The organism is Vibrio breoganii, from assembly GCF_024346795.1.
GTDB lineage: Bacteria > Pseudomonadota > Gammaproteobacteria > Enterobacterales > Vibrionaceae > Vibrio > Vibrio breoganii.
Genome location: NZ_AP024864.1, coordinates 1142236 through 1167031 on the forward strand (window position 1 = coordinate 1142236; position 24796 = coordinate 1167031).

The 24796-nt window shown below is 46.6% G+C and carries 23 protein-coding genes; 16 read left to right on the top strand and 7 right to left on the bottom strand.

All coding sequences use genetic code 11. The features are described from left to right. The first annotated feature begins 11 nt into the window (after nucleotides 1-11). The 8 genes from OCU35_RS05395 to OCU35_RS05430 all read left to right on the top strand — a co-directional run bounded on the left by OCU35_RS05395 (nucleotide 12) and on the right by OCU35_RS05430 (nucleotide 8257). On the top strand, nucleotides 12-665 hold the full coding sequence (locus OCU35_RS05395; RefSeq protein ID WP_261825786.1) for a DUF3306 domain-containing protein: 654 nt from the start codon (nucleotides 12-14) through the stop codon (nucleotides 663-665). A 130-nt stretch (nucleotides 666-795) separates the two neighbouring features. After that, nucleotides 796-2466: a 4Fe-4S binding protein gene (locus OCU35_RS05400; protein ID WP_261825787.1), complete on the top strand. Its 1671-nt coding sequence runs from the start codon at nucleotides 796-798 to the stop codon at nucleotides 2464-2466. Nucleotides 2467-2474: 8 nt separating this feature from the next. Continuing rightward, nucleotides 2475-3074: a TorD/DmsD family molecular chaperone gene (locus OCU35_RS05405; RefSeq protein ID WP_261825788.1), complete on the top strand. Its 600-nt coding sequence runs from the start codon at nucleotides 2475-2477 to the stop codon at nucleotides 3072-3074. Nucleotides 3075-3089: 15 nt separating this feature from the next. Then, on the top strand, nucleotides 3090-3290 hold the full coding sequence (locus OCU35_RS05410; protein ID WP_017027595.1) for a hypothetical protein: 201 nt from the start codon (nucleotides 3090-3092) through the stop codon (nucleotides 3288-3290). Nucleotides 3291-3302: 12 nt separating this feature from the next. Then, on the top strand, nucleotides 3303-6158 hold the full coding sequence (locus OCU35_RS05415) for a formate dehydrogenase subunit alpha (protein ID WP_261825789.1): 2856 nt from the start codon (nucleotides 3303-3305) through the stop codon (nucleotides 6156-6158). 13 nt (nucleotides 6159-6171) lie between these two features. Continuing rightward, entirely contained in the window at nucleotides 6172-6780 is a 609-nt protein-coding gene (gene fdh3B, locus OCU35_RS05420) for a formate dehydrogenase FDH3 subunit beta (protein ID WP_017027593.1), read from the top strand. 75 nt (nucleotides 6781-6855) lie between these two features. Beyond that, nucleotides 6856-7836, top strand: a complete 981-nt coding sequence (locus OCU35_RS05425) for a formate dehydrogenase subunit gamma (protein ID WP_237334515.1) — start codon at nucleotides 6856-6858, stop codon at nucleotides 7834-7836. Then, complete coding sequence (locus tag OCU35_RS05430) at nucleotides 7829-8257, top strand: hypothetical protein (protein WP_261825790.1); 429 nt, start codon at nucleotides 7829-7831, stop codon at nucleotides 8255-8257. Before OCU35_RS05425 ends, OCU35_RS05430 begins: the two co-directional genes overlap by 8 nt. Nucleotides 8258-8823: 566 nt before the next feature. Here the strand turns inward: OCU35_RS05430 and OCU35_RS05435 are convergent. Both OCU35_RS05435 and OCU35_RS05440 read right to left on the bottom strand, forming a co-directional pair. Further along, entirely contained in the window at nucleotides 8824-10050 is a 1227-nt protein-coding gene (locus OCU35_RS05435; protein ID WP_261825791.1) for a DEAD/DEAH box helicase, read from the bottom strand. A gap of 2 nt (nucleotides 10051-10052) precedes the next feature. After that, the gene (locus OCU35_RS05440; protein ID WP_017027589.1) at nucleotides 10053-10529 is read right to left on the bottom strand and encodes a YehS family protein; all 477 of its coding nucleotides are present in this window, start codon (nucleotides 10527-10529) and stop codon (nucleotides 10053-10055) included. A gap of 156 nt (nucleotides 10530-10685) precedes the next feature. On the opposite strand from OCU35_RS05440, the gene OCU35_RS05445 reads away from it, so the two are divergent. The 6 genes from OCU35_RS05445 to OCU35_RS05470 all read left to right on the top strand — a co-directional run bounded on the left by OCU35_RS05445 (nucleotide 10686) and on the right by OCU35_RS05470 (nucleotide 16102). Then, a complete protein-coding gene (locus tag OCU35_RS05445) occupies nucleotides 10686-11099 on the top strand; it encodes a GNAT family N-acetyltransferase (protein ID WP_017027588.1) in 414 nt (137 codons plus the stop codon). 162 nt (nucleotides 11100-11261) lie between these two features. Beyond that, nucleotides 11262-12194, top strand: coding sequence for a TAXI family TRAP transporter solute-binding subunit (locus OCU35_RS05450; RefSeq protein ID WP_065209985.1), 933 nt, complete (start codon nucleotides 11262-11264; stop codon nucleotides 12192-12194). An 81-nt stretch (nucleotides 12195-12275) separates the two neighbouring features. Beyond that, nucleotides 12276-14192: a TRAP transporter permease gene (locus OCU35_RS05455; RefSeq protein WP_261825792.1), complete on the top strand. Its 1917-nt coding sequence runs from the start codon at nucleotides 12276-12278 to the stop codon at nucleotides 14190-14192. Between the two features lie 143 nt (nucleotides 14193-14335). Further along, the gene (locus OCU35_RS05460; RefSeq protein WP_017030450.1) at nucleotides 14336-14827 is read left to right on the top strand and encodes a DUF2798 domain-containing protein; all 492 of its coding nucleotides are present in this window, start codon (nucleotides 14336-14338) and stop codon (nucleotides 14825-14827) included. A 30-nt stretch (nucleotides 14828-14857) separates the two neighbouring features. Next, on the top strand, nucleotides 14858-15163 hold the full coding sequence (locus tag OCU35_RS05465) for a DUF3861 domain-containing protein (protein WP_017027584.1): 306 nt from the start codon (nucleotides 14858-14860) through the stop codon (nucleotides 15161-15163). 87 nt (nucleotides 15164-15250) lie between these two features. Then, the gene (locus tag OCU35_RS05470; protein WP_261825793.1) at nucleotides 15251-16102 is read left to right on the top strand and encodes an SDR family oxidoreductase; all 852 of its coding nucleotides are present in this window, start codon (nucleotides 15251-15253) and stop codon (nucleotides 16100-16102) included. A gap of 382 nt (nucleotides 16103-16484) precedes the next feature. On the opposite strand, the gene OCU35_RS05475 is transcribed toward OCU35_RS05470, so the two are convergent. Together OCU35_RS05475 and OCU35_RS05480 are read right to left on the bottom strand one after the other, a co-directional pair. After that, entirely contained in the window at nucleotides 16485-17357 is an 873-nt protein-coding gene (locus tag OCU35_RS05475; protein WP_017027582.1) for an aspartate/glutamate racemase family protein, read from the bottom strand. Between the two features lie 729 nt (nucleotides 17358-18086). Continuing rightward, entirely contained in the window at nucleotides 18087-19043 is a 957-nt protein-coding gene (locus tag OCU35_RS05480; protein ID WP_017027581.1) for an AEC family transporter, read from the bottom strand. A gap of 228 nt (nucleotides 19044-19271) precedes the next feature. Here OCU35_RS05480 and OCU35_RS05485 point away from each other — a divergent pair, with 228 nt between their 5' ends. Together OCU35_RS05485 and OCU35_RS05490 are read left to right on the top strand one after the other, a co-directional pair. Then, nucleotides 19272-21269, top strand: a complete 1998-nt coding sequence (locus OCU35_RS05485) for a peptidase U32 family protein (protein WP_261825794.1) — start codon at nucleotides 19272-19274, stop codon at nucleotides 21267-21269. A 35-nt stretch (nucleotides 21270-21304) separates the two neighbouring features. Continuing rightward, nucleotides 21305-21637: a DOPA 4,5-dioxygenase family protein gene (locus OCU35_RS05490; protein WP_261825795.1), complete on the top strand. Its 333-nt coding sequence runs from the start codon at nucleotides 21305-21307 to the stop codon at nucleotides 21635-21637. Nucleotides 21638-21700: 63 nt separating this feature from the next. On the opposite strand, the gene OCU35_RS05495 is transcribed toward OCU35_RS05490, so the two are convergent. From OCU35_RS05495 to OCU35_RS05505, 3 genes are all read right to left on the bottom strand, one after another. After that, the gene (locus tag OCU35_RS05495; protein WP_261825904.1) at nucleotides 21701-22969 is read right to left on the bottom strand and encodes an NRAMP family divalent metal transporter; all 1269 of its coding nucleotides are present in this window, start codon (nucleotides 22967-22969) and stop codon (nucleotides 21701-21703) included. A 169-nt stretch (nucleotides 22970-23138) separates the two neighbouring features. After that, nucleotides 23139-23993: a DMT family transporter gene (locus OCU35_RS05500; protein ID WP_261825796.1), complete on the bottom strand. Its 855-nt coding sequence runs from the start codon at nucleotides 23991-23993 to the stop codon at nucleotides 23139-23141. A 70-nt stretch (nucleotides 23994-24063) separates the two neighbouring features. Then, the gene (locus tag OCU35_RS05505) at nucleotides 24064-24789 is read right to left on the bottom strand and encodes a DsbA family protein (RefSeq protein WP_261825797.1); all 726 of its coding nucleotides are present in this window, start codon (nucleotides 24787-24789) and stop codon (nucleotides 24064-24066) included. Between the last annotated feature and the right edge of the window lie 7 nt (nucleotides 24790-24796).

The following is a 24796-nucleotide window of genomic DNA, read 5'->3' on the forward strand; positions in this document are numbered from 1 at the left end:
GGAGTGTCAGTATGAGCCGTGGATTGTTTGAAAGACTGCTGCATAAGCATTCAGCGCCTGCCGAGCTTGAGGAAGAAATAGACAATCCTCAGCTTGAGGTGGAATCTGAGGCGATCGTTGAAGAGCAACTAGAGCTCGACGAAGCCAATTTGGAGTCCATAGATTCGAGCGAGCTAGCACAGCAAGAACCGACATCAGACGATGAAACAGAAGTCACAGAAGAACAGAAAAAGGGCAATGCCATGTCTGCGCTGTTGGCTTCAGATGTCGCCCCAGAGTTAAAGAAGCGAGCGTTGCGTAGCCTCTTTTTCAGCGGGCAATTTAGTGAGGTTGACGAACTCAATGACTACGCCCAAGACTTTAGTCAGATAAAACCGCTATCTGCCGATGTCGCCAGTAAACTTCGTAATTGGACGCGCGAGAAAGTGGAGCAGCTCGAGGAGTTAGCGGAAGACCTTGAGCCTACCGAGGAGTCGCAATTGCTCACTACTGACGAGCAAAGCCAAGAGCGCAAGCTTGAAGAAAGTGATGCTGAAATTGAGACTGTAGAGAGTCAGTTAGTTAACAAAAAAGAAACACATTCAGGTCTCGATAACAACTCCGATGAGGGTGAATCTGCACTAATTAGAGAGGATGCAAATAAAATTGCCAAGAAAATCACATAGTTAATAAATTTTCCTGCGTAATGCCTCAAAATTTCTATGGGTTTAATATTATTCTACAAAATATCTGCAATCCTTAAGCAAACTATTCACAACAGTAAGCTGAGCTTATTCACTAACTCACAGGATGCGAATGCTAAAGGAATTTTTGGCTCAATCGACCTCAAGCAATGGCCAAGCGCGAAACTACGCCTTTAACAATACGTTAGAGCTCTCAAACCTTATTCCACCCACCGTCAGTTATGAAAGTCACGGTGCTTTATTGGTTATTGCGGCCGCTGAAGACCTTGAATCACTTCAGCTGCAATTTTCTGGGTTAAGTTCGGTGACTTTCGCCACCCCAGCAAACTCACCTGTGCAAGGTGACATAACCCCTTATTACTTCTCGTCAGCGTCTCTTAGCGGGTATATGGGGCGTTTTTCAATTTACCTATCACAACCCAACTCATTATCTGAGGTAGACCTTGCGCCCGTTGCAATTGGGCAGCAGTACTTTGATCTGATTTTAGATTTGAGCCCGCAAGCCTTGATTGATAATGAAGTGCCTCCTGTGGGTTATTTCCCTGTGGGAAGAGGCTATCCCAAACTTGAAGATGCCGCAGAAGAAATTAATGCTTTGGTTGGCACCTTTGATAAGCCCAAATTTTTCCGTTTAGATACCGATAAGTGCGCGCACAGCTCACGCGGTGTTAAAGGGTGCGAACGCTGTATCTTGTCCTGTCCTGCTGGTGCTTTGACCAGCGAGGGGAGCGATGAGATTGGGCATAGAATAGAGATCAATCCATACCTCTGCCAAGGGGTTGGAACCTGTGCTACCTCTTGTCCCACCGGCGCGATTGAATACGCACTTCCGTACCCTCAAGAAACTCAGGGCTACATAGAGCGAACGCTGCAGAACTACCAACAGCAAGGTGGCGAGTCGCCTATTATCCTGTTTTGCAGTGAAGAGCATGAAACCTATAACCTCATGGCGCTTAGAGCACTGCCTGAGAATGTCATCCCCATTGTGGTGAATGAGCTCCCTTCTGTGGGCATAGATACTTGGTTTGCGGCTCTTTCCAACGGCGCGACTCAGGTATTGTTCGCCGCCAGTCGTCGAATGCCAGCCACTATTATTAGAGTGTTGGGTGAAGAAGTGGCTGTGGCGCAAACCCTGTTAAGGCAACTGGGTATTAACGCCGGTTGCGTTGATATCTTGTACCTAGAAGATTTGAGAAGCCAAGCTCCTAACTTGATTGAGCAACCGTTAGGCGTTGCCGTTGGCGAGCTTGAGGGCGACAAGCGTTCGAGACTATTTCAAGCATTAGATGGATTGGCGAAATCTTTCTCGCCACTTCAGCAGCAAGTCGCACTTCCAGCAGGAGCGCCTTATGGCACCGTTGAGTGCGATACAGATAAGTGCACCTTGTGTATGGCGTGTGTAGCGGTTTGCCCAACCACGGCTATCCATAACGAAGGCAAGCTGCCTTTACTCAATTTTATCGAGCAAGATTGTGTTCAATGCGGATTGTGTGAGGGAGCATGTCCTGAGGATGCACTCGCTTTGACCCCTAGAATGAACTGGGATCAGGAGCAACGCACCAATGTCACCGTATTACACCAAGATGAGCCAGCGCTCTGTTTACGTTGTCAAAAGCCATTCGCTCCTAAGTCAATGATTACCATGCTTCAAGGGAAATTAAAGGGTCACTCTCACTTCTCTGATGACAATGCGATCCGTCGAATTGCCATGTGTGAAGACTGCCGAGTTGCGGATGTTTTTGAAGAAATGGCGAAAGATCCTACAAAACAGCTAAAATATTAGGGGTAAGCATGAATCAAGAAGCACTACAGGCACCGCGCGCCGATATTTATTTGTTACTTGCTACCTTGTTCAGACAGCCTCCAAACAGCGATTTGCTTAAGTGGTTAGCTGAAATAGAAACGGAAGACAGTAATAGTCAAATGAGTGCCGATTGGCAGGCACTGAAGCAAGCAGCAAGCCAAGCGACGCAACAAGAATTAGAAGAAGAATACCAAGATTTATTTATAGGGGTTGGAAGAGGGGAGGTCATGCCCTTCGCTTCTTGGCATCTCAGTGGTGCCTTGATGGAGAAACCCTTAATAGCCCTAAGGCAAGATCTTACCGCGCTGGGTTTTGAGAGAAACGACAGCGTGAAAGAGCCGGAGGATCACATTGCAGCCATCTGCGAGGTGATGGCGATGTTGGTAGAAGAGAACTCTCCGCAACAAGGGGTGTTTTTTAATCGGCACATTGGCACTTGGTATAAAGATTTAGTTAAGCAAATCCAGAGCGCAAACGCGGCTGGGTTTTACGTGGTTGTAGCAAGCCTTCTTGCCTCCTTTTTGGAGCTGGAAGCCGTAGCATTGAGTGAGCAGAGCATTGCTGTTCGTTCGAGTGAACTGGATTAGGTTGAGGATGGAGTCATGAAAAACAACAAAGAAATTGATAGTCATCGTCGTAAAGCGTTAAAGGCTTTAGGGGGCGGCGTTGTAGCAGGTGCAGTACTTAGCACGGCGACAACAACAGCTCAGGCGAACCCGATTGATGTGAATAACGAACAATCGAAAGATGAGCAGGGTTACAAAGAAACCCAGCACATCCGCGACTATTATGATTCACTCTAGGAGCCTAAGACTATGAAACTAACCAAGCGCTCTGACAGCACCTCAACTCCTAATCAAAAGTTCGGTGTTAGCCGTCGTACCTTCATGAAAAACTCATCTCTGGCCGCTAGTGGTGCCGTGGTGGGAGCGGGGATCTTTGCTCCCGGTATGATGAAAAAGGCACAAGCCAACACTGAAAACAAAGACGTTAACGTCGAAATCAAGCGTACCATCTGTTCTCACTGCTCTGTTGGCTGTGGTATCTATGCCGAAGTGAAAAACGGCGTATGGACAGGACAAGAACCTGCGTTCGATCATCCATTTAACCTTGGCGGGCACTGCGCTAAAGGGGCAGCGCTTCGTGAGCATGGTCGCGGTGAGAAACGCCTCAAGTACCCAATGAAACTTGAAGGTGGTAAGTGGAAGAAAATGAGCTGGGATGAAGCCATCAATGAGATAGGCGACAAAGCCCTGCAAATTCGTAAAGAATCAGGCCCAGATTCGGTGTATTGGTTGGGTAGTGCCAAGCACAACAACGAACAAGCCTACATGTTTAGAAAGATGGCGTCGCTGTGGGGAACCAACAACGTTGACCACCAAGCACGTATCTGTCACTCCACCACAGTATCTGGGGTAGCCAATACCTGGGGTTATGGTGCGATGACCAACTCTTTCAACGATATGCACAACTGTAAGTCGATGCTATTCATAGGCTCAAACCCTGCAGAGGCGCACCCCGTCGCCATGCAGCACATCTTGATAGCAAAAGAAAAAAACAACTGTCAGATAGTGGTTGCCGACCCAAGACGTACACGCACGGCCGCTAAAGCCAATCACTATATTTCACTTCGCCCGGGTACTGATGTTGCCTTTATTTGGGGCTTGCTATGGCATATCTTCCAAAACAAATGGGAAGACCAAGAGTTCATCCGCCAACGTGTGTTTGGTATGGAAGAAATCCGCAAAGAGGTAGCGAACTGGACGCCGGATAAAGTTGAGCGTGTAACGGGTGCTTCTGAAGACCAAATGTACAAAACCGCGAAGATCCTAGCGGACAACCGCCCTGGTTGTATTGTTTGGTGTATGGGGGGAACTCAGCACACCACAGGTAACAACAACACTCGCGCTTACTGTGTGTTAGAGCTTGCTCTAGGTAACATGGGTAAATCAGGTGGCGGTGCAAACATCTTCCGTGGTCACGATAATGTGCAGGGCGCAACTGACCTTGGCGTACTATCACACACTCTACCAGGCTATTACGGTTTGGCACCTGGCTCATGGAAACATTGGGCCAAGGTGTGGGATCTTGAGTACACCTGGGTACAAGAGCGTTTCGACCAGAACAAATATCGCGGCAAGCTACCAATGAATAACATGGGTATTCCTGTTTCTCGTTGGATAGATGGCGTACTGGAAAACAAAGAGAACATTGAGCAGAACGATAATATTCGCGCCATGTTCTACTGGGGGCATGCGGTTAACTCGCAGACTCGTGGTCCTGAAATGCGTACTGCAATGAAGAAGCTGGATATGATGGTCATCGTTGACCCATACCCAACAGTTGCGGGTGTGATGAACGACCGAACAGATGGTGTTTATCTGTTACCGGCGACTACTCAGTTTGAAACTCATGGTTCTGTGACCGCATCAAACCGTTCGCTGCAATGGCGTGACAAAGTCGTTGAGCCTTTGTTTGAGTCGAAACCTGACCACGAAATCATGTACTTGTTGACGAAAAAGCTAGGTTTCTCAGAACAGCTGTTCAAAAACATTGCCGTTGAGGGTAACGAGCCGTCCATTGAAGACATTACTCGCGAATTTAATAAGGGTATGTGGACGATTGGCTACACAGGTCAAAGTCCTGAGCGCCTTAAAGAGCACCAACAAAACTGGCATACCTTCCATAAAACCACGCTGGCCGCCGAAGGTGGTCCTGCAAACGGTGAAACCTATGGACTGCCTTGGCCTTGTTGGGGTACAGCAGACATGAAGCATCCAGGTACCCATATCCTGTATGACACATCTAAACCAGTAGCCGAAGGCGGTGGTAACTTCCGCGCGCGCTTCGGGGTTGAGTTTGAGGGTGAAAACCTTCTGGCAGAAGACAGCTATTCGAAAGATTGTGAGCTGCAAGATGGCTTCCCTGAGTTTAGCGATAAGCTACTTAAAAGCTTAGGCTGGTGGGATGATCTGACAGCAGAAGAAAAAGCGGCTGCTGAGGGTAAAAACTGGAAAACAGATTTGTCAGGTGGTATTCAGCGAGTCGCCATCAAGCACGGCTGTATCCCATTTGGTAACGCTAAGGCGCGCGCCATTGTATGGACATTCCCTGATAGAGTGCCTTTGCACCGTGAGCCACTGTATACGCCGCGCCGAGACCTTGTGAAGGATTATCCAACGTGGGACGACAGCGAGTCTATTTATCGACTACCGACCTTGTATAAGAGTATTCAGGATGTCGACAAATCGAAAGAGTATCCCATTGTTCTTACCTCAGGCCGCTTGGTTGAGTACGAAGGTGGTGGTGAAGAAACACGTTCTAGCCCATGGCTAGCTGAGCTTCAACAAGAAATGTTTGTTGAGGTGAACCCTAAAGACGCGAATGACCTCGGCATCAGAGATGGTGACATGGTTTGGGTTGAGGGTGCCGAGAAAGGTAAAGTGCATGTGAAAGCTATGGTGACCCGACGAGTCACTCCAGGGCTGGCGTTTATGCCATTCCACTTCGGTGGTAAGTTCCAGGGTGAAGACCTTACCGAACGTTACCCAGAAGGCACGGTTCCTTATGTCATAGGTGAAGCAGCAAACACTGCAACCACCTATGGTTATGACCCAGTTACTCAGATGCAAGAAACCAAAGTAACTCTGTGTAATATTCGAAAAGCGTAAGGAAACCTAAATTATGGCTAGAATGAAATTTCTATGTGATACCAAGCGTTGTATCGAATGTAACGGTTGTGTCACTGCATGTAAGAACGAAAACGATGATGCCTTGGAATGGGGTATCCAACGTCGCCGCGTAGTCACACTAAACGACGGTGAACCGGGCGAAAGCTCAATCTCTGTAGCGTGTATGCACTGTACCGATGCGCCGTGTATGGCGGTGTGTCCTGCAGACTGCTTTGAGTACACCGAAGATGGCATAGTGCTGCACAATAAAGACCTATGTATTGGTTGTGGCTACTGTCTATTTGCCTGCCCATTTGGCGCACCGCAATTCCCTCATACCTCAGCCTTTGGTGAGCGCGGTAAGATGGACAAATGTACCTTCTGTGCTGGTGGACCTGAAACAGAGAACGGCTCTGAAGAAGAGCGCGCAAAATACGGTGCTAACCGTATCGCAGAAGGCAAACTGCCTATGTGTGCTGAGCTATGTTCTACCAAGGCACTGCTTGCGGGTGATGCTGAAGTGGTCTCCGATATCTTCCGTCAGCGCGTTGTTGAGCGCGGAGCTAAAGGCGCTGGATGGAGCGATGGTGAAGATATAGCGTTTGATGCGACCAAAAGCTAGTTAGAGGGAGCAATTCAGATGCAGTTAGCGAAACAATGGACTTTGTTGCTGTTAACGGTTTTCGCCAGTGTTTTGATGTTAGTGAGTACATCAAGCTACGCAGAAGAACAAAAGGCGAACACCGCAGCAGAAAAAGAAATGGTGCAACTGGCTGGTGCAGACTATTGGCGAGATGTGAAAGGAGGCGTTGAGGGTACGACAACCTCAAAATCTCCTGAGCACGGTGTGTTAATTAGTGTGCCTGGACAAACGTGGTTCATTCTAAAAGAGAAGTGGATGTCTCCAGCGGCCGCGGTCGCTATCTTTGGCAGTATCATGATGGTGGTATTGGCCTACTTCTTAGTTGGACCACTCATGCTCAGTAAGCCGCGCACTGGCAGAAAGCTCAATCGCTGGTCTCGAATGGATAGGGCGCTTCACTGGACAATGGCCTTTACCTTTTTGACTCTTGCCTTTAGTGGGTTGATGTTGGTTTATGGTAAGCACTTCTTGAAGCCGTTTATCCCGAGCGAGCTATGGGGCTTAGTCATTATGACGGCCAAGCAATACCATAACTACATAGGACCAATCTTCTATATCCTGCTTATCTTCATTTTAGTGAAATGGTGGCGTAAATCTATTTTCAACAAAACCGATATGCAATGGTTTATGAAGATGGGTGGCATGTTCGGCAAGCATAAAGGCTCACATCCATCAGCAGGATTCTCCAATGGTGGTGAAAAGATCATTTATTGGATGCTGATAGTGGTCGGAGCGGTTGCCGCAACCAGTGGGGTCATCCTTGACTTCCCTATCTTTGACCAGACCAGACGTGATATGGAGATTGCAAACCTAGTACACATGATCTCGGCTCTTGTATTGATCTGTGGCTTTGTATTCCATATCTATATCGGCTTGTTTGGCATGGAAGGTGCGCTAGAAGGTATGGTCACCGGTAAGGTAGACGAAACCTGGGCTAAAGAGCACCATGACCAATGGTTTGAAGAGGTAAAAGATCAATTGGAAGAAGCTCCAGTTAAGGGAGCAAACAAAAAGGATGGGGTGAGCAATGAATGATCATCATAAAGGCATTTGGTATGCCTATATAGGCAGTATTCTTACTCCATTCACCTTGTTGCTGTCGGGCGTCATTGCCATCGTGTATGCAGGGTATCGCTTAGATAAGGACGAAGACAGTGATGTAGTGATTTCTCATTACTACAGCTTGATCAGAAGCTTCTTCCTGTTTTTGACTTTCTTTGTAGTGCTGATAGTGACGGTCGCGACCTCAAACGGTGTGCTTATTGGGATTAACGATTATTGGGCACGTAACAGCGCATTAGTTGAGATTGCACACTTTATCCCTATTGCCGGTGGCATCATTTCCGCCATAGCCATTGCGGTGTGGTTCGTTCGAATGTTCAAAGGCATGCGCCTATTGAAAGAGAACAAGCCTGTGGTTCAAGCAAAATCGCTGCATCAGTTTTCTCAGACTTAGTGCTGAATTGATAACGCTTGAAATCAGAAACACCAGTGTGATGCACTGGTGTGTTTTTATGATTATTGGGTGTGAATGGCCCACGAAGGCACTCTCTAGGATTCCGGATATTTGCGTTGCAAATTCCGGAATGACGTGGGGTTTGTGCCTTTATGTACTACGCCAGCTCGAAACAACAGTCGTCATCCTAGAATTTGCATCGCAAATATCTAGGATCTTGGGTTGCACAAAGTTGAGCAATTTAGCTTCTTAGATTCCAGCTAAAAGACTGCTGGAATGACGGCAGGAGTGTAGTGCTATGAACTGGATGCACAAGAAACAAAAGTCGTCATCCTAGAGTTTACGAAGTAAATATCTAGGATCTTAGGTTGCACAAGGCTGAGCTATGTAGCTTCTTAGATTCCAGCTGAAAGACTGCTGGAATGACGTCAGGAGTGCAGTGTTATGAACTGTAGCCACTAGAAGTAATAAGCGTCATCCCAGAAAGCGGAGCTTATCTGGGATCTTAGTGCGCACAATGCCGACTAATCCAATCGTACAGCTTGAGTCCGAAATAACTGGAAAAATTATCTCTTACCCTTCCCCTGAAACTGCTTAACGCTCTTCTTACTATTCGTACGACGATTCGCCTTTTTATCTCTTGGGGCACGTTTACTTTGCCCAGAAGAGGGCTTATCGGTAACAGGAAACCCTTCAAGCTCTTCAAGAGGAAGCTCGCGAAGCGTCAGCTGGCGAATAGCGCTTAAGTACTCTGTTTCACCATGACACACTAAAGAGATAGCCACGCCTTGCTCACCGGCGCGTGCTGTGCGTCCGACGCGGTGCACATAGATCTCAGCGTTTGATGGCAGCTCAAAGTTAATCACAACAGGTAGGCTCTGCACATGGATACCGCGAGCCAGAAGGTCGGTCGCAATGAGTACATTCACCTTACGCTGTTTAAACTGCTCTAGTGTTTCTTCGCGCTCTTGCTGAGATTTATTGCCATGCAAAGCGGCGACTGAAATGCCCGCTTTAGTCAGCTTTTTGCACAAAGCATCCGCGTTATCCTTAGCGCCAATAAACACAAGGACTTGCGACCAGTTATGCTGTTTCAGCTGGGCAATCAAGGCATTGGTTTTGCTGCCCTTATTTACCAAGTACAGCGTTTCTTCAATGCCCCCGACCACACTATTGGCGACGCTGGTTTGAATTCGCTTTGGCGAATGCAGTAATTCCTTTGCTTGAGTCTCTAGCTTTTCTGAGAAGGTAGCAGAGAACATCAAGGTTTGACGCTTTGGCGGAAGAAGAGAAACAATCTCTTGAATATCTGGCCAAAAGCCCATATCTAGTAATCTGTCTGCTTCATCAAGCACGAACGCGCTAAGTCTGCTGACGTCTATTGACTGATCTTTTAACAGATCCAGCAGTCTTCCCGGAGTCGCAACCAGTATTTCAGGGGTTAAGAGCAGCTGCTCTTTTTGCCACTCTTTATCAATGCCACCACACAGAGATAGCGCGGTGATATCGACGGTGTTGGCATACGGTTCTAGAGTGTCGCACACCTGAGTAGCCAGTTCTCTGGTCGGAACAAGAATGATGGCTTGGGTGCTACAAGGCTGCAGCCTGACTTGTTCGAGTATCGCAAGGCCATACGCCAGTGTTTTACCACTGCCTGTTTGAGCAATAGCGAGCACATCTTTGCGTCCTAGGATTGCAGGAATAGCTTGGCTTTGAACCTCGGTAGGCGTCGTAAAATTGGCCTGCAGAGTCTCGCTTAGCTCAGAACATAGGGTTAACTGTGAAAACGGCATAATCAATCTTGGGTGGTGCTGTTCGGGCGTAGGTGAAGTTGAAGACCCATTAAGAAATTACGAAGGATCTGGTCTTGGCACTCACGGTAATGCTTGTTGTCAGGCTTTCTGAAAAAGGCACTTAGTTCGTGTTTGCTCAGTCTAAAGTCGACAAGCTTCAATGTATCAAGAATGTCTTCAGCCTTCATATTCATAGCGATACGAAGCTTCATGAAGATCATGTTGTTGGTAAGGCGTGACTCTGGCTCAGGTTGAGCACCTTCGCGCTTACCGCGTTTTTGATTGATCAGGCCATTAAGAAATTGAGCTAATTCTTTGTCGATGATTTTGCAAAAAGAGTCATCTTCTTCTTTCTTGAGCCAATTAATAACCTGTTCACGGGAAACAGTAAGATCAGCGGCGTTAAACACCTCGATCATTTCATTATCGTTGAAGTCGAAGGTGTAGCGGATACGGCGCAAAATATCGTTATTAGTCAAAATAGTTCCTAATGGAGTTAAGTGAAGGGTGCAAATGGCGTGCACCATAACACAGACAAATGAATGTATATAAATATTAGTTTGTGATTCTGGTTATTGTGGAAAAAACGCTAATAACTTGTAATGAGAAATCGACGTTAAAGAGGTAACTAAATAATGCGAGTAGAGATTGTAGATTGGCAATCAAAAGATGAGATTTTTCTTGTTCGAAATACCGTGTTTACCGCAGAGCAGGGCATAGATACTAACCTAGACTTTGATGGTCTAGATGAAGAGGCGGTACATGCGCTGGTTTATGACAATGATGAACCTATCGCAACGGGGCGCATGCTCGAAGATGGTCATATTGGCCGCATTGCCGTACTTATCAGCCACAGAGGCAAGGGATTAGGCACTAGCATCATGGAGGCTTTGGTGGATGAAGCTCGCCTTAGAAGCTTTTCGAGAGTCTACTTGGGCGCTCAGGTACATGCGCTAGATTTTTATCAAAAACTGGGATTCGAACCCATAGGTGAGCGCTATGAAGAGGTGGGCATAGAGCATCAAACTATGCAGCTTAGCCTGAACTGAAATATTCTCCATAAACTGTCTAAAGCCACATTTAGTAAAACTAGCGTCACATTCAGCCAATCAATATTTTGACTTGTGTTAGTCCACTAGTAAGGTATATGCGACGATATGGGTAAATTTGAATAACAATAACCCAATCGTTTTGGACTAATAATCAAGGAGATGGTTGTGTTTAAACGAAACTTAATGTTGGCTTTAGTGTGTTTACTTCCCCTATCAGTAAGTGCTGAAAACTATTCAATTGGTACCGGTGGTCAAAGCGGTATCTACTATCCATTCGGTGGCGCACTGGCGAAAGTCTGGTCTGAACATGTGCCTGAAGTAAATGCAAAAGCAGAGGTAACAGCTGCTTCTGTAGAAAATACGATTAAGGTTGTACGTGGCGACATGATTGCAGGGATTGCAATGGGTAACGTTGTGTTAGATGCCTACAATGGTCAGGGTAAATTCCCTTCAAAAATGCCAGTAAAGACGCTTTTTGCGCTTTACCCAAACTTAGTTCATACCCTTACTTTAGAGAAGTCAGGCATTAACTCGTTATCTGATCTAAAAGGTAAGCGTGTTTCTTTAGGTGCTCCAGGCAGTGGTACAGCGGTAACCTCAGCAGCACTTCTTGAGTCTATCGGTATTGATGTTGAGAAAGACATCAAGGCGGTATACCTAAACTACTCAGAAACCACTAACGCATTGGCTAATGGCCAAGTAGATGCGGGTTTCATCGTAGGTGGTCAAGGTGTTGGTGCAGTAACGCAAGTTGCACTAACGCATAAAATCAAAGTCCTTTCTATCTCTGATGCAGAAAGCCAAGCGTTTGTAACGGCTAACCCAGCATACAGCTCTTATGATATCCCAGCGGATGTGTACAACAACGTTGGCGAAGTCTCTACGCTAAGTGTTTGGAACGTATTGGTGGTGAACGCGAATATGGACGATGACATGGCTTTCAACCTAACCAAGGCTGCCTATGAGAATATGGGTGACATTCGTAAGGTGGTTAAGATGGCTGAAATGACTACTCCAGAGAACGCTTCTCGCCTGCAAGGTGTACCTCTACACCCAGGTGCGAAGAAATACCTAGACTCTGTTTCTAAGTAAAACCACCCAACAAAAAAGCAAGCGTGATGCTTGCTTTTTTGTGCTTCTAATTCTTATCTATTTTTTCTTTCAGGCGCCGTTATGGATGTAACTAATAACGAAAATAACCAAGATCTTAGTGCTAACTTGCCCTATGAAAGAGTGACAACATTCTTTGGCTATTCAATATTACTGATTGCTGTTGCGTTATCAGTGTTTCAAATCTGGCAGGGAATAAGCTCAACTATTTCAGCCACTTATTTTAGACCAATACACCTATGCTGGGTGCTGGTGCTTATCTTTTTGCACTTCCCGTTAATCAGTAATCGCCGAAGCAAGTTTTACTTGGCGGGTCGCTGTATTGACCTGGTTCTCTGTGCGGTTGTTGTGTTCGCGGGCTACCGTATGTCAATTTTTGACTACAACGATATCAATTACCTCTTCTATGGGTTACAGCCAGCCGACATGTTTGCCGGCGGCGCATTAATTGCCTTACTAATGGAAGGCTGTCGCCGCACCGTGGGTTGGGTGATGGTGCTTATCGCTGTGCTATTTCTTAGCTACAGCATGTTTGGTGACATGCTGCCAAGTGCCATCTCAATTAAAACCTATTCCCTACAAGAGCTGATACAGTTCCAAATATTCTCGGCTAACGGCGTGTTTGGCTCAGCACTGGGCATCGCGGCAACGACCGTATTTATCTTTGTGCTATTTGGCGCGTTTTTAGAGGTGACGGGCGCAGGTAAGTTCTTTATCGACCTTGCGTTTGCCATTGCTGGTAAGTACCGAGGTGGTCCTGCAAAAGCGGCAGTATTGGCTTCGGCGGGGCTGGGGTCAATCTCAGGTTCAGCGATCGCCAACACAGTAACCACAGGCTCAATCACCATTCCGATGATGAAAAAGCTTGGCTATAAATCGGAACAAGCAGCAGGAATTGAAGCAGCGGCGTCGACTGGCGGACAAATCATGCCACCTATTATGGGGGCAGGTGCGTTTGTTATGGCGCAATTTACTGGCGTGCCTTATAGCGAGATCATGTTTGCTTCCATCGCACCGGCGATTTTGTACTTCTTCTGTACCTTGCTTTATGTACATCTTATGGCGTGTAAATTGAACCTGCAGGCAGTGAGTAAAACAGAGGCGGTGATCGCGGTAATGAAGCATGGTGCTCATCATCTTATCCCGCTGGTATTAATCACTACGCTACTCATGATGGCGTATTCACCACTTTTGGTAGGTGTCGCAGGATGTGCGGCTATCTTAGTGGTGGCAAGCATGCGTAAGCATAGCCGAATCGGCCTAAAGAAGTTTTTTGAGGGTATGAAGAACGGTGCGTTGCTAGCGTTGCCAATTTCTGCGGCGTGTGGTGCAGCAGGTATTATTGTTGGGGTGGTGGGACAAACCGGTATTGGACTTCAGTTTACTCAATTTGTGATGGATTTCTCTGGCGGTTACATGATTATCGCCCTTGGACTTATCAGTATTGTGGCGCTGATCTTAGGCATGGGTTTACCTGTAACGGCAGCGTATATCGTATTGGCCGTTATGGCGGTGCCTATGTTGACTGACTTTGGATTGCCGATACTGACCGCTCACTTGATTGTATTCTGGCTATCGCAAACCTCAAATGTTACTCCGCCAATCGCACTAGCGGCGTTTGCTGGGGCCGGCGTGGCCAATGCCAATCCTATGAAGTCTTCAGTGGAAGCCTTTAAGTTGGCAGGGGGCTTGTTCATTATCCCGATCATGATGGCATACACTAACTTGGTCAATCCTAATGAAGGCATAGTCGCGCTAATGCTTTCAGTAGGGCAGACCCTGGCCATTATCGTGGCTATCGCCATCACCATTGAGGGGTACTTACTAGGAACGCTCAACAAGGTGGAGCGTATTGCAGCTGCTGTCGCTATACCATTACTGCTTCTTAACCCGTTTAATGTCGGGGTATTGGGCGCAGTGATCATTGTTGGGATTGCGGTGGTTCAGTGGCGTTCCCATAAGGCGGTAAACGCTAGCTAGCATCTAATAGCGACCAACAAAACAGTACCTAGCCCCGGCTCTTAGAGTCGGGGCTTTTTATTGTCGTCATAAAATTTAGTTGACACTATCAACTTAAATAATTATAGTTGCATATATCAACTAAATGAGAGGGCGAATTATCCATGAATGCAATTGCTGTAATGCCAATGACAAGCTCAGAAGAAAAGCGCACACCTTTGTTTTTGAAGGTGCTCGCAATGATGGGGATGATGACATTAATGGGCGGTTCAATAACCGGATTGATGACTTACCTAAATCAAGGCTATAGCGAACTGTTTTATGCTCAATGGATACGAGCTTTTCTTACCGCAGCGGTGACTGTGATGCCTTTGGGTTTTGCGTTTATGGCGCTACTGACCAAGCTCGCTGAGCGCCTCCTTCCTAGCTCTAGTGAGAAAGTACGCAACATATCCATTGGCTTGATTATGGCATTGGTTATGGAATCGGGAATGGCATTTAGCACTGCGGTAAATAGCGTGGGTATTGCTGATACATCGATGCTGATGAGTACCTGGCTAGACACCTTAGTAAGAGCCCTGCCTTTAGCATTGCTGTTAATGGCCGTGGTATCGGTCACGCTCAAACCGAAAGTTGAACGTTTTTTAAAAAGCTAGAAATATTAATTAAAACAATGAGGTAACCCTATGACTCGTATCACCAGACAAGATCACAACTACCGCATTACTATTGAAGAAGTAACGCAAGAAGAAAGCAAAACACTGCAATTTGAGTTTCAAGACCGTGAAGATATGTTCAAAGTTGTTGAAATGATTAATAAAGGCAGTGAACTACCCAAAGAAGAAGCCACCAGAGTGGCAGTAGCGCTTCGCTTGCTAGGGCCGGTAATGATGCAAAACAGAAAGCATCCTTTGTTTGCGGACTTTATGCCCCATTTCAAAAACTTTATGCAGAACTTGAAAAGCACCATCAAGGCTTCGGTTAGTGCATAGAAACCAATAGGCAAGGCACTGTGAATGAGCAGTGCCTTGCCTTTTTCTACTAGGATTAAAATTACTATCGACGGGCGGGTAATTAATATGAAAATAGCGGTAACAGCAGCAAGCGGTCAACTCGGTGGTGCGATTGTTTATGCACTGGTCACTCTTATCTCAAAAGAGAACGCCGTCGCCCTGGCGCGCACTCCAGAAAAAGCCAAACATCTAGGCGTTGAGGTTCGTCGTGGTGATTATGAAAACCGAGCCGAGTTGCAAGCCTCACTACAATCTGTCGATACACTGCTCATCGTCTCAGGGATGGATGCCCCCGATAAGCGTATAGATCAGCACCGCAATGTTATCTCAGCGGCTAAAGAGGCCGGTGTGAAGAAGATTGTATATACCAGTGTGCAAGGTGCAGAGCAGGGCACTGCTTTTTCGCCGGTTATTCAAAGTAATCGTCAGACAGAGCAAGATGTCAGAGAGTCGGGTTTAGAGTGGGTTATTGGTCGCAACGGTATCTATATTGAACCGGACATTGAGTATGTAGAGAGCTATAAAAAACTCGGCGTCATTGTCAATTGTGCGGGCAACGGCAAGTGCGGTTACACCACGCGAGATGAGCTAGCCTATGCCTACGCCAAGATGCTGACAGAAGATAAACACAACGGCCAGACCTACAACCTTAACGGTGAATCCCTATCTCAATACCAACTGGCAGATTTCATCAGCACCGCGTTTGATACCCAGTTAGAGTACCAACCTATGTCAGTAGCAGAGTATCGAGAAGACAGAATAGCGGAGCTTGGTGAATTTATTGGAACCGTCATTGCGGGCATTTACCAAGGGATCAGCGAGGGTAAGGCGGACAACCCAAGCCATTATGAACGCGCTGCAGGCAGACCTCATATAAGTTGGACTGGTTATTTTAGTGCTTTGAAAGGGTCTAGATAACAAAATCGTGCGCTTACAGGCCATTAATGCGACAAAATTGCCCTTGTAAACGAGTTTAATATGGCGATATACCCACTACTTGCGGTATATATAGCTAATGATTTGACACTTTGGGAGAGTATTAGTGGCGCTAGTAACCAAGTTTTGCCCTGCATGTAACGAGGGCACAACCCATGAAACATCACATCCTATGCATTGGATTCACCTCATCATGACCATTTTTACCGGTGGTCTGTGGGGCATTATCTGGTTATGGAGAGGCTTGATGAAGCGTCCCTGCGTTTGCTCCCGTTGCGGTTGTGATAACTCGTAACCACAATTTGGATACTAAAAAGCCCCAGCCTCATAAATTGAGATAGCTGGGGCTTTTTGTTTTTACCGCTTAGTAAGAGATGTGGCTCAAGATATAGTTGATAATCTCTTCATCGGTGCTGATTTTCTCTGGGTTCAAACCAACCTTTGGAATGTAGTTTGATTTCATGCGCTCTTCAGCGGTGTTGTAGATGCTAACAACACGGTCAGCAACCGCTTCCATAGGGTCAATGAAGTGGATGTCTGGGAACTGTTTTTGCAACAAGTTACGCACTAGCGGTAACTCTGTGCAACCTAAAATCACTGTTGATACACCCTTGTCAGCAAGAGGTTGAACCGCTTTTGCTAATAGCTCAGCATTGCGCTCAAATACACCAGATTTAATGCCATTCTTTATGCGAATGTCTTGACCGCATTGTGTTTTCTCACCAGTCACTTCACCGTAAATAGCACTGTGCACATAGTGCTCTTGTGCGTAGCTGTCTGGCTTAACGAACACAAGGTGCGCATCTTCTAGATACTGGTCGTAGATACCTGAGTTGTATGTGCCGTTAGTACACAGAATGCCGACAATAGACTCAGGGTCTTGTGCTTTGATGGTGTCTACCGTGGTTTTCAGCATATCGACAATATACACGCCTGTGCATTGCTGAACGCGCTCTCTAAAGTAGTGCGCAGTGTTACAAGTCATTACCGCAAAACGCACGTTGTTGCGCTCAAGCAGTTGCGCAGATTTAAGCAGCTCACGTACAGGGTCTTCACCGCCCTCATTGATGGCTTCAGAGCGATCTGGGATATCTGGGTTTTTCACCACAAGCATACCCATATGGTCCTGATCTTTAAGAGCGCCATGCTCCATCTCTTTCTTCGCTACGATATCCTGAAACAATGCATCCGCCTCTGGACCCATGTTACCGATGACACCGAATAATAATTTTTTCATCTTCTTTACTCCAACGTCTGAATACGGAGTAGTTTATGGTGATAAAAGCAATCGTATAAATCTCGTTTGAAGGATCTAATCATCTAAAGGCTGGAAGTCGTCATCCTGGAATTTACGAAGTAAATATCCAGGACCTTGGGGTGCACATTGCTGGGTTAAGTAGTTTCTAAGATTCCGGATATTTGCTTTGCAAATTCCGGAATGACGAGTGAGAGGGCAATTGTACGAAAAAGATGGTGCAATATTGATGAGTGGGAATGTCTGACGCATGTGGAGAGCTTGAGGCGCGACAATTAATTACCAAACACAACACAAACTGTCATCCTGGAATTTACGGAGTAAATATCCAGGATCTAGGTGAGCACATTGCTGGGTTCAGTAGTCTCCAAGATTCCGCTGGGCCGGCAACCCGGATATTTGCTCTGCAAATTCCGGAATGACGGGTGAAGGGGGCGTGTACGAAAAAGGAGTGCGAGATTTTGCTACGTAGGGGAGTCTGAGGATCGATAATTAATGTGCAAAACACAACACGAACGTCATCCTAGAATTTACGCAGTAAATATCTAGGATCTTAGAGAGCACATTGCTGGATTGGGCTCTCTCTAAGAATCCGCTGGGCGGCAATCCGCTGGGCCGGCAATCCGCTGGGCCGGCAATCCGGCTTAAAGACTGCCGGAATGACACGGGAGAGTAGAGAGCATATTACTGACTTAGACCACCCACCAAACATCAATACAACAAATTCAAGCTATTTAGAATCACCAAGCCAATGGTGGTAGTCACAACCGATAATATCGTAGTAAGGGCAATGATATTCGCCGCTAACGTCGAGTTACCGCCCATAGAGCGTGCCATCACGTAGCTTGCAGCTGCAGTAGGCGAGGCGGTCATGAAGAAGATGATACCGAGCGCTTCGCCGCGAAAACCAAGTACGTAGGCTAATAGACAGCTGACGATAGGCGCTGCAATCAGCTTTAACGTTGTGGCAATCCAGGTTGGCGTGATTTCATGTTTTAGGGAGTTAAGATTTAGCGAACCGCCGGTACACAAGAGTGCCAGAGGGAGCGTCATGCTGGCAAAGTAGTGCCCTGCATCAGAGGCGACCTTAGGCACGGGAAGGCCAATAAATGAGTAAGCAAAGCCAGCCATAATTGAAATGATCAATGGATTGCTGGTAATGCTCTTGGTCATGGTTTTCAGTGCGCTGGCGCCCGTTTGCGCGCCCTTAGGTGTCAGGGAGATTACGGCAAGAACATTATAAAGTAGGGTGGTTGCGGCAACATAGATAGCCGCGGTTGCGAGCCCTTCTGTGCCATACATATTGGCGACATAGGCTAAGGCGATGATGCCCGTGTTGGCACGAAATGCCCCTTGTACCACCACGCCTTTGTCTTCGTTACCCTTAAGCAGTACACCTACCAAAGCGGTGCAAAATGCAAAGAACAGCACATTACTTCCCACGCTAAACCCAACCAGTGACGCGCTGGTGGCAAAGTCGTGATCGGCTTCAACTAAGCTTAAGAACAGCATTGTCGGTAGGGTAACCTTGAATACCAGGTTAGAGGCACTTTCGATGAAGGCGTCATTAATTATGCCGATTTTCTTAAGGACCACTCCCATCACCAAGATCAGACAGATGGGTCCGGTAACAGAAATAGAGAAAGCGAGTTGGTCAATAAGTCCCATAACAGCCTACATAGATAAAATTTTAAGAGAGCACCTGTTTACTGTTAATTTGTAATACAAATAAGCAGTGATGCCTATAATGCCATGTTTTTCACATGCTTGGCAAAGTGAAATCCGAGGAAGTGAGGTCAAAAGCGCAATAATCGTTGATTACTATTTCATCACCTAAGGTTACTTTTTGTTTTTAATCACGTAAGATGTGCGCCTGATTTTTCTCGGGAAGACAATGTGAAAAGAGAACAGTTTGAGTTATTAGCACCAGGTGGCGATCTAGACTCGATTAAGGCGGCAATCGCTGCGGGCGCAGACGCAATATATTGTGGTCTTGACCGCTTCAATGCGCGCAATAGAGCCACTAACCTGACTCTAGATAATCTTAATGGGGTACTTGAACTCGCTCATCAGCATCAATGTAAGATCTTCCTGACGCTCAACGTTCTTATCCTAGAGAGCGAGATCCCTGCCATAGTGCGCCTGCTTAGTCAGCTGAATACCACTAAGATTGATGGTGTAATTGTGCAAGATATGGGATTGGCGTATCTACTCAAGCACCACTTTCCAGCACTAGATGTGCATGCGTCGACCCAGCTAAACACACACAACGAAGGGCAAATACTGTTCTTAAACCAGTTGGGTGCAAGCAGGGTGAACCTTTCACGTGAGCTGAACATCAAAGAAATTAAGCACCTAGCTCAGTTTGGTCTAAAGCACGATGTATTCATGGAAGTGTTTGTACACGGCTCTTATTGTATCGGCTTTTCTGGCTTGTGTTACATCAGCTCTGCGCGCAATGGCGCCTCTGGCAACCGTGGCCGTTGCAGCCAGCCTTGTCGTGAGCAGTATGAAACGACGCAAACGGGCAATGATTACCCGCTTAATCTAAAAGACAACTCTGCGTTTGGTGATCTAGAAGCGCTCGTGGATGCTGGGGTGTATTCACTTAAAGTGGAAGGGCGTATTAAGAAGTCTCATTACGTGTTTACTGTGGTGGATAATTGGCGCAAGCAAATCGATAGGTTGTGTGACGGTGAAGCACTATCTAGTGATACCACTGAGCTGTATACCGTGTTTAACCGCGACTTCTCCAATGCGTTTTTGCAGGCCGACTTTGGCAAGAATATGTACATCGATAACCCTAGAGACAATGCAGTAACGCACTTCTCTAAGGTGTATGGCGTGACATCTGAAGAGCAACTAAAGCAGGTGAAAACCAAGCTTTACGATGATAAGACCGAGATTATTCAGCGCGTCGCCAAAGAAACCGCTGATTTTGATATTTCAGGTTTTACCCACAACGGCTCGAGCCTGAAAGGCGCTATCGACACACCGCAGATTGAAAAGTTGTCCCATCATCGACCAGAGATGGCGGCCCCTAAGCTGTCTGTATTGCTTTCTTCTGAAGAAGACTTGGCGCTGCTCAGCAACGATAATGCCGATTTCTATTTCCAGCTGCCAATGGGAATGAAGGCTGAGCTTGCGAGCTTGATTGAGCTGTTCACTGAAAACCCAAGGCTGAAGCCGTGTTTTCCTGCAATATTGATTGGTGATGACTTTGCTGCGGCCATCGAGTTTTTAGAAGCGGTTCGACCTGAGCTACTGATCACCAATAACTCAGGTGTTGCCTATCAGGCTAAACAACTGGGTCTTGGTTGGGTTGCCGGCCCTCACATGAACACCACCAACTCGTTTGCAATGTATTGCCAGCAGCAAGAGTTTGCAGCCTCTGGCGCTTTTATCTCTAACGAATTAAGCAAGAAGCAGATTCGTCATATTAAGAGACCAGAAAACTTCAGAACCTTCTACAGTATCTATCATCCCAATACGCTGCTCACCAGTCGTCAATGTTTGTTCCAACAAACAGAAGGGTGTAAGAAAATAAAGGTGAACAAGGGCTGTTTAAGAAAGTGTGAGAAACGTACCTCAATCATCAATCTAAAAGACAACCCTTATGTGGTTCAAAAACACAAAGGTAGTCACAACAGCATCTACAGTGAACACAATGTACTTAACCTTGAGTTGCTATCAGACTATCCCGAACTGTTTACCGATGTGCTCATTGATTTGCGAGACATTCAAACCGAGACGCAATTGCTGGTGGGTAAAGAAGAGTTAGTGGCACTGTTCGAGCAAGCTCTGCAGAGTAAAATGACAGACTCAGACGCGTCACAGTTTATTCATAGCAAAGTTGCGCCAACGGGCAATAAGCAATATCACAAGGGTGTATAATTGCTTCACTAAACTAGATAAGGATATCAAAAGAAATGATGCTACCGAGTCGCGAGTTTGAGCGTTACCATGCACATGTGTACTTTGACGAAACGAGCCTAGAGATAGCAACGAGTTTGCGCGAGCCTGTTGCAAGTAAGTTCAATATTGAGCTTGGCCGAGTACACACCAAGCCGGTAGGACCGCACCCTTGTTGGAGCTACCAAATCTTGTTTTCTCATGACGAGTTCGATGAGATCATTACTTGGCTAGATGCTCACAGACAAGGCCTAACGGTACTTCTGCATCCTGAAGCGGGCAGCTTTGTTATCGATCACACTGAGCGAGCCGGCTGGCTTGGTGAGCCAGTTGAGCTTAACCTGAGTTAATGTAGACACCTATAAAAAAAGAGAACCAATAGTGGTTCTCTTTTTTGTTTGGGAGCGTTTAGATTACATGAACCACTTCCACCACACGAACAGTGCTAAGAAACCGAACAAGTACACCAATCCAACGATAGATAGGGCTTTTAGTTTTGGCCCTACCGCTAACTCAGCAGGCAGCTGGGTACGCGTTACTAGGATGTAGTTAAGTAGCGCAAAGAATGGCGTTGTGATGAAGGCCAGAACCATTGCAAAGTCGAGCATAGGCAGCAGTGCTTTTGCTAGGAACACCACAATAAACAGCGCCGATAAAGAGACGATCAACATCCATGCTTGATTCACTGCCGGGTGAATCGTCTTTTTCTTGCGAAGTAAACGCTGAGACTCTGTGATTACGCGAGAGTAGCCATCGATAACCGTAATGGTGCTACCAAAGATACAGAAGAAGGCAATCACCGCCACAAGGTAGCGAGACCACTCACCGATAGTTGCCGCATAAAGGTTGATTAACTGGTGCGAGAAACCCACGCCCGACGCCTGAAGCTGCACACCAGAACCGTGAAGCATTAGCGCGCCTAGAGCCACAAACACCATCGCCAATACAGCAGTGCCAATGTAACCAACGTTAAAATCAAACAAAGCCGACTTAGCTGTCACTTCTTGCTCGCGGCACTGACTCTTCAGCCACATTGAGGTCAAGCTTGAGATCTCAATAGGAGCGGGCATCCAACCCATAGTCACAACGATGAAGCCAATAGCAGCAAGTGTCCAAGGAGACGGTGATACAAAATCTGGCTGTGGTTCAACTGGGTTACCAAAGGCAATGGCTACTGCAACAAGAGTTGTCACGGTCAGCACTGCCATGATCGCTTTAGACAAGGTATCCAGCGCCTTGTAGTGCCCCACAAACAAAATAGTCAGGCAGGTTACCAGTACAATCACACACAGCACAGGCATAGAAAGATCAACTGGGATGAAGTAGGCCAGCAAGCTTGCACTGAACATCAACAGCGCCGCTGTGTTAACGATTGCCGAGATCACACTGAGTAACGCAAACGAAACCAAATAAGGCTTACCTAGGTTTGAATACCCTTCAACAAGGCTCGTCTTTGTACCCACCGTATATTGAACGCCAGCTTTAAAAAACGGGTATTTAAAAAGGTTCACCAACAGAATCAAAATAGCGAGTTGCCATCCATAGATAGCACCGGCCTTGGTTGAAGCAACAAGGTGAGAGCCACCAACAGCGGCGGCTGCAGCCATTACACCTGGGCCTAATGAGCGAGCTAATGTGCCTAATCTAGATGGAGAGGGTTGAGAGGGTATTGCGTTTTCCATTACTACGTCCGTGTTGTTATTTTCCATTGTCAATACCGACTATAAATATCATATAACCTTAAGGTGTCAATAATTAGATACACCATTAATGAGATATGTGCACTTTAGCGGATTAAGCGCTCCTTAAATGTACGATCGTTGCAGAATTAGTGTGCCAGTTAGCTAAGAGTTAATCACCTGAATGGCGATGCTGTTGATAGAGGGTGAGGGCGATACCACCTAAAATAAGTCCCATGCTCACTAGGTTTTCAGTGGTTAAGGATTCGCGAAGGAATAAGACGCCCATGATCATAGCGATGGCTGGGACTAAGAGTTGTGACAGTGACGCGTTCAATAGCGATATCTTGGGTACCACCGCATACCAAAGTACATAGCCGAGCCCAGAAGTGATAGCGCCGGAGATCACAGCGTACATAAGGCCTTGTGAGCTTATAGTATGGGTATCAAACGCCCAAGGGATTAGGCCTATAGATATCACCGAGGCAACAATAAAGCCTTTGGTGGTTGCTGGCAGCGCGGCTCCCGTTTGTTTGCCTAGAAGAGTGAACCCAGCCCAACTGATTCCCGACAACAACATGGCTAGCATAGGCCAGATAACAAGTGTTGAAGAAGACGGGTTTACCAGCCAAACAAAGCCAGTAAAAGAGACTAGAATCCCTAGCCATTCTAGAGTGCTAAAGCGGTGTCCTTGAAAGAGGTGCATACCTAGTAAAGAAAATTGTACAGAGCCGAACAAAATGAGAGCGCCAATGCCCGTTGTGAGCTCGGTATAGGCCAGCGAGAAAAGCAAAGCGTAGAGGAACAGGCATATGCCTGAATAGAGGCCGATGCGCCATTGATGATAGAAGCCCTTTGCTCCCTGTGATAGTAACAATATTGCACTGAGCGTCAGGGCCCCAGAGACGATGCGAACGAGAGTAAAGGCCTCTGCGGATATGGCTCCATCAACCAGTGCTAAGCGCGAAAGCAAAGAGTTGGCAGCAAACGCCATCATCGCAAGTCCGGTCAAAAAGAGTATTCGCACTTAGTATTCCTTTTCCTTATGTCTCTCGTAATAACAAAAAGGGCTCAATGAGCCCTTAATATCAGTAACCTTAGTTAAGCTTCGACAGTTTGTCGTCAACGATGGCTTGCAGTTTATCGTAATCAAGATAACCGCTTACCATCTCATCGCCGATGAGCATTGCAGGAGTACCTCGCATGCCTAGAGCACGGAAAAGCTCTAGGTTCTTATTGATGAGTTCATCGCTTTTCATCGACGCATTCATCAATGCCGTAGTGTCGGTGTTCTTTGCTACCTTGCTGATGGAGTTGAGGTTGTGAGCGCCGGGTTTTGCCACCATCAACTGGTGAACCTCTTCATAACTGCTGCGCTTCTCACGCCATACGTTCAATGCGAAAGAGGCCGAGTTCACGCTACTTTGCTCCTTAAGGGGAACATAGAGGTTAATCACACGAACCGTATCTGGGTTGTTCTCCACAAGCTTGTAGAGCTCTGGATCAAACTTCTTACACCAAGGGCAACTGTAGTCCGTAAATACGACCAGTGTTATGGGCGCTTCTTTATTCCCTATGGATGGCTGAAGGTCGTTATTGTAGAGATAGTCGTGATTTTGAGTTAGCACCACTTTTAGCTGACCTTGTTGCTCAATGTACGCCTGCAGGTTGCCATGAAGGCTATCCACCAACTCAGGGTGTGATTGCAACATGTCTGCAATGTCTTGTATTTTTTGTGACGTTGTATCTTGATTGGCGTTCACTGGTGCCACAAAAACAAGCAGTGAAGCGAATAGGCCAATAAATAGATTTTTAATGTTCATGAGATGC

Bases quoted from the DNA above. Each gene is read 5' to 3' on its own strand.
- OCU35_RS05395 (WP_261825786.1), top strand. From the start codon at position 12: ATGAGCCGTGGATTGTTTGAAAGACTGCTGCATAAGCATTCAGCGCCT.
- OCU35_RS05490 (WP_261825795.1), top strand. From the start codon at position 21,305: ATGATGCTACCGAGTCGCGAGTTTGAGCGTTACCATGCACATGTGTAC.
- OCU35_RS05435 (WP_261825791.1), bottom strand. From the start codon at position 10,050: ATGCCGTTTTCACAGTTAACCCTATGTTCTGAGCTAAGCGAGACTCTG.
- OCU35_RS05415 (WP_261825789.1), top strand. From the start codon at position 3,303: ATGAAACTAACCAAGCGCTCTGACAGCACCTCAACTCCTAATCAAAAG.
- OCU35_RS05475 (WP_017027582.1), bottom strand. From the start codon at position 17,357: ATGAAAAAATTATTATTCGGTGTCATCGGTAACATGGGTCCAGAGGCG.
- OCU35_RS05465 (WP_017027584.1), top strand. From the start codon at position 14,858: ATGACTCGTATCACCAGACAAGATCACAACTACCGCATTACTATTGAA.
- OCU35_RS05445 (WP_017027588.1), top strand. From the start codon at position 10,686: ATGCGAGTAGAGATTGTAGATTGGCAATCAAAAGATGAGATTTTTCTT.
- OCU35_RS05405 (WP_261825788.1), top strand. From the start codon at position 2,475: ATGAATCAAGAAGCACTACAGGCACCGCGCGCCGATATTTATTTGTTA.
- OCU35_RS05460 (WP_017030450.1), top strand. From the start codon at position 14,336: ATGAATGCAATTGCTGTAATGCCAATGACAAGCTCAGAAGAAAAGCGC.
- OCU35_RS05505 (WP_261825797.1), bottom strand. From the start codon at position 24,789: ATGAACATTAAAAATCTATTTATTGGCCTATTCGCTTCACTGCTTGTT.
- OCU35_RS05425 (WP_237334515.1), top strand. From the start codon at position 6,856: ATGTTAGTGAGTACATCAAGCTACGCAGAAGAACAAAAGGCGAACACC.
- OCU35_RS05410 (WP_017027595.1), top strand. From the start codon at position 3,090: ATGAAAAACAACAAAGAAATTGATAGTCATCGTCGTAAAGCGTTAAAG.
- fdh3B (WP_017027593.1), top strand. From the start codon at position 6,172: ATGGCTAGAATGAAATTTCTATGTGATACCAAGCGTTGTATCGAATGT.
- OCU35_RS05450 (WP_065209985.1), top strand. From the start codon at position 11,262: ATGGTTGTGTTTAAACGAAACTTAATGTTGGCTTTAGTGTGTTTACTT.
- OCU35_RS05480 (WP_017027581.1), bottom strand. From the start codon at position 19,043: ATGGGACTTATTGACCAACTCGCTTTCTCTATTTCTGTTACCGGACCC.
- OCU35_RS05430 (WP_261825790.1), top strand. From the start codon at position 7,829: ATGAATGATCATCATAAAGGCATTTGGTATGCCTATATAGGCAGTATT.
- OCU35_RS05470 (WP_261825793.1), top strand. From the start codon at position 15,251: ATGAAAATAGCGGTAACAGCAGCAAGCGGTCAACTCGGTGGTGCGATT.
- OCU35_RS05400 (WP_261825787.1), top strand. From the start codon at position 796: ATGCTAAAGGAATTTTTGGCTCAATCGACCTCAAGCAATGGCCAAGCG.
- OCU35_RS05455 (WP_261825792.1), top strand. From the start codon at position 12,276: ATGGATGTAACTAATAACGAAAATAACCAAGATCTTAGTGCTAACTTG.
- OCU35_RS05495 (WP_261825904.1), bottom strand. From the start codon at position 22,969: ATGGAAAACGCAATACCCTCTCAACCCTCTCCATCTAGATTAGGCACA.